The following is a 4,643-nucleotide window of genomic DNA, read 5'->3' on the forward strand; positions in this document are numbered from 1 at the left end:
AGTACGTTGTTTGTTAATCGAAATTAACGTTGGCACGCTTGGTTTTGTTTAGTTTTCAAAGAACTTTTATCACTTTCATTAAGAAGCGACTTAAATATATTAACATATATTTTTAATTTAAGTCAACAGCTTTTTCAAAAAAATATAAAGGGAAAATCCCTCGTCATCAGCGACGTATAATAATATATCACCTATGAATTTACATGTCAACAAAAAATGAAACAAATGAATTGATCCATTTGTTTCAACCAATGATCATTGTTTTAATAACAATTAAAGCGACCAATCCAGGAATACCCAATATTCCAGAAACACTAGAAGTAATTAAATTTATAGGTATATGAAGATCGAAGCTCGTACCAAATGCATTTACAAAAAACAGCAGCAACGCTCCGATGATGATCTTTATACATAGTTGTCCGATAAATCTAAGAGGACTGATGGGAGCCCCAACAAACAAAAGGACTAGAATTAACCCTCCGAGTACTGAAAAAACAACAATTGGATCCATGTAATCACTCTCTTTCATTTCTCTTTAGTAAAAGATATGAAAAGAGTAAAAAAATAGAACAAGCTATTTAAGCGCAATATTAAGATAAGCTTACATACGACCTATCTTAATATTGCGTTTCTTAGCTTCTTTTAATAAGAAAAAATATTTTGCTTCAGCAACCTTTAATTCGTAGAGAACTTGTGAAGAAGGTTCTACACTTTTTTCAATGAGTTGCTTTTGCCGATTCCACTCTTGTTTTAGATCGAGTAAATTTTGTATTAATTGCTGGTCATACTGATTTCTTAACCAACCTTTTCGGCGAAAAAGCATAGTTGTCCTCCTTTATTCACATAAACTGTTGTATGATCATAATTCGATCAAAAAATGTAAAAAAGCAGTCTAAAGGAATGTCAAATGTCCACTCTTTATAACTCTCTTCTTCCTTCTAATGCCTTCGATAAGGTAACCTCATCCGCATATTCCAAATCGCCGCCTACAGGTAAACCATGTGCAATTCTCGTTATTTTAATACCAGAAGGTTTTAATAATCTTGAAATATACATAGCTGTTGCTTCACCCTCAATATTAGGGTTCGTAGCTAGAATGACTTCTTGGATTACATCATCCTGAAGTCTCTTTAATAGTTCAGGAATTTTAATATCCTCAGGTCCAATTCCATCCATCGGGGATATTGAGCCATGTAAGACATGATATAGACCGTTATATTCTTTCATTTTTTCCATAGCAATGACATCTTTGGGATCTTGCACAACACAAACCACACTTTTATCTCGTCGGTCATCCTCACATATATAGCAAGGGTCTTGATCTGTTATGTGACCACAAACCGAGCAATAGGTTAGGTTCCTTTTCGCATTAACTAATGCTTTTGCAAAATCCAACACGACATCTTCTTTCATATTCAAGACAAAAAAAGCCAGTCGAACGGCCGTTTTTGGTCCGATTCCTGGCAATTTCATAAAGCTATCAATCAGCTTTGATATTGGTTCAGGATAATGCATAATAAATCCTCCTAGAACATCCCCGGTAAGTTCATTCCTTTTGTAAATTGACCCATTGTTTCGTTTGTCAGATCATCAATTTTTTTCAACGCATCGTTTGTTGCTGCCAATACTAAGTCTTGCAGCATTTCAATATCTTCCGGATCTACAACTTCTTCTTTAATATTTACTTCAACTAACTCCTTTTGTCCGTTAACAATAACCGTTACCATACCGCCGCCGGCAGTACCCTCAACTGTTTTTGTCGAAAGCTCTTCTTGCGCTTTCGCCATATCCTTTTGCATTTTTTGCATTTGCTTCATCATTTTTTGCATATTGCCCATACCGCCACGCATCATATCTCATTCCTCCAATTGTTATTCTTTTATTTCGATTAAATCATTACCTACTAATTTTCTTGCTTCAGCGATAAGAGGGTCTTCCTCTTCTTCTTGCTGGTTTACATTTTCATCTTTGTGATCCCTTAGGAATTCTTCTCTTATTTTAACCCAATCATGCTCAGGAACGCCAACCATTTCCAAACTTTTGCCCGTAATTTCTTGTAAAATTAATTCCATATTGGATCGAACATTGTTGTTATTTTCAGCCACCATTTTGCAGTGAATTTCAAATTTAAACTTCAAAACAAATGCAGATTCTGAAGCCGCTACCGGCTCACTATCATTGAGTAATGCCGCATGAGATACTTTATTTTGCCTTTTTAGCAATTCCAAAAGTTCTCCCCAGCGACTTTTCACAATTTCTAAATCTTTTCTAGTTGCAACTTTGAGAATCTCATGAATTCTGCCTTCAGGGGTTTTATAGCCGCTTTTTATTGATCTTTGTTTTGGCTCATTAGCTGCTGATTGTTGTTGAGGTGCAGTTAGACCTTGCTGCTTTAATCTGTTTAATTCTGATTGCAAACTAGTGATCTTTTCCATTAAGGAATTATACCCTTCGTTGTCAAAATGGGAAGCCGCTGCTGGTTGTTGACATAACTTTACAAGGGCAATTTCCAAGAAAATCCTTGGGTGGTTTGTAAATTTCATCTCTTGTTGGCTTTTACTTAACATTTCGATCGTTTCATAAATCTCATTAGATGGTATTTCATTTGATAACTCAATAAACTGTTCATCAACAGTTACCCGTTCCAACACATCCTCAAGTGTTGGGGCTGTTTGGTATAAGAGCATATCTCTATAGTAAAAGATAACATCCTCTATAAACCGCGCTGGATCCTTCCCTTGATACATTAACTGATCAAGAGCTTGTAATGCAGTTGTCACATCCTTTTCGTGTATAGCGGATGCAATTTTTCCGATAAAGTCTTGTGAAACAGACCCGGTAATTAGCAATGCCTCGTCCAGTCTGACAAGATCATCGCTATATGAGATTGCTTGGTCAAGAAGGCTTAAAGCATCCCTCATCCCGCCATCAGCTGCCTTAGCAATAACATCTAACGCCGCTTCTTCAATATTCACCTGTTGTTTATGTACGATTTCTTTCATTCTTCTAACGATGTCAGAAGCCGTTATTCGCCTGAAGTCAAAACGTTGACATCGGGAGATAATCGTTAATGGAATTTTGTGCGGTTCTGTTGTAGCCAATATGAAGATAACATGCTTTGGCGGTTCTTCTAATGTTTTTAAGAGAGCATTAAAAGCACCAATCGATAACATATGAACCTCATCCACAATATAGACCTTATATTGGACAGATGATGGGGCATATTTGACTTTGTCGCGTATATCTCTAATTTCATCAACACCATTGTTAGAGGCAGCATCTATTTCAATGACATCAGATATTGTCCCGGTTGTAATTCCTTTGCATGTTGGACACTCATTACATGGTTCAGCTGTTGGAGCCTTTTCACAGTTTACCGCTTTTGCAAATATTTTTGCTGCACTTGTTTTCCCGGTACCTCTAGGCCCCGAGAAAAGATAAGCATGTGAAAATTTATTTTGTAACAGGGCATTTTGTAACGTTTTAGTGATATGTTCTTGTCCGACCACATCATGAAATTGCTGAGGTCGATAAACACGATATAAAGCTTGATATCCCACAAAAATGCCCCCTTTATCTTCTTCTATATTATTATAACAACCAACTTCCGTTTTACAAAGGTTTACCTATTAAGAAAATATAATTGAAAACAAACAAAAACTCACCCTTTAACAGAGTGAGTCGTTATTTTTAAATAAACTGCCGTGCACCTTCCTTCGATTAACACCCATAGGCGTTACTCAAGCAGTTAGCTCGACCCAGGCGACCCTGCGGCACATGAGAGCTTCCACTTAATGCTGCTTCCTTCCGGACCTGACATGGTTCATGGATTCCCATTGCGCAGGACCCAGGCGTCAACACCACTTACTTGAGGCAGCCCTACAGTATGTTAACCTCTAGAAGGAATTCGGCCTCGCTAGAGCGGATTGCGAGTACAGGGCACCGCTACCTCCCCGCTTAGCACGGCAAAATTGATACCATATTTAGTTGCGCCGTTAAGTACGACGCATGTATAAGTATATAACCTTCTTCGTAAAATTGCAATGGCTACTCACTGTAAGTTTTTTCCGTTGGCTTTCGATTGCTTTTTTCGCTGCCTGAGTTCACGAAAAAAATCGCTTAACAATGTACTGCATACCTCTTCCTCAACACCCATTGCCACTTCCACTTGATGATTAAATCTTTGCTCTTGCAGCAAATTCATTAAGGTTCCTGCACAACCGCCCTTCGGATCAGCAGCTCCGTATACGACACGTTTTATTCTTGATAAGACAATGGCTCCTGCACACATTGGACACGGCTCTAAAGTGACATAAAGCGTTGCCTCCTCTAATCTCCATGTCCCCAGGGCTTTACACGCTTCATCAATCGCTAAAATTTCTGCATGTGCAATCGAACGCTGATCCTTTTCCCGCAAGTTATAGGCAGAGGCAATAACGTTCCCATCAAGCACAATCACTGCTCCAATTGGAACTTCACCAATTTCTTGCGCCTTTTTTGCTTCTTCTATTGCTAACTTCATAAAATATTGATCGTTAAACATGCAAATGCCCCTTATATATTTTACGTATTGTAAAAACTTTTATATTAAAAAAGTTAATAATCTTTGAATTTAAGGGCTTTAAATGCAAAAAACTTGCCAC

General features: G+C 37.7%; 6 protein-coding genes and 1 other RNA gene. All 7 read right to left on the bottom strand.

What is annotated here, in order from left to right; genetic code table 11:
* Positions 1–244: 244 nt before the first annotated feature.
* Complete coding sequence (locus Q1B07_RS26060) at positions 245–511, bottom strand: pro-sigmaK processing inhibitor BofA family protein (RefSeq protein ID WP_299095556.1); 267 nt, start codon at positions 509–511, stop codon at positions 245–247.
* Positions 512–601: 90 nt separating this feature from the next.
* Entirely contained in the window at positions 602–823 is a 222-nt protein-coding gene (locus Q1B07_RS26065) for a YaaL family protein (protein WP_299095559.1), read from the bottom strand.
* Positions 824–918: 95 nt separating this feature from the next.
* Positions 919–1,515, bottom strand: a complete 597-nt coding sequence (gene recR / locus Q1B07_RS26070) for a recombination protein RecR (RefSeq protein WP_299095562.1) — start codon at positions 1,513–1,515, stop codon at positions 919–921.
* Positions 1,516–1,526: 11 nt separating this feature from the next.
* Positions 1,527–1,850: a YbaB/EbfC family nucleoid-associated protein gene (locus tag Q1B07_RS26075; protein ID WP_299095571.1), complete on the bottom strand. Its 324-nt coding sequence runs from the start codon at positions 1,848–1,850 to the stop codon at positions 1,527–1,529.
* Between the two features lie 21 nt (positions 1,851–1,871).
* Positions 1,872–3,560, bottom strand: coding sequence for a DNA polymerase III subunit gamma/tau (gene dnaX / locus Q1B07_RS26080; protein ID WP_299095565.1), 1,689 nt, complete (start codon positions 3,558–3,560; stop codon positions 1,872–1,874).
* 142 nt (positions 3,561–3,702) lie between these two features.
* Positions 3,703–3,966, bottom strand: an RNA gene (gene ffs / locus Q1B07_RS26085) — signal recognition particle sRNA large type.
* Between the two features lie 85 nt (positions 3,967–4,051).
* Entirely contained in the window at positions 4,052–4,543 is a 492-nt protein-coding gene (gene tadA, locus Q1B07_RS26090; protein ID WP_299095568.1) for a tRNA adenosine(34) deaminase TadA, read from the bottom strand.
* Between the last annotated feature and the right edge of the window lie 100 nt (positions 4,544–4,643).

This window comes from uncultured Metabacillus sp., from assembly GCF_947503125.1.
GTDB lineage: Bacteria > Bacillota > Bacilli > Bacillales > Bacillaceae > Metabacillus.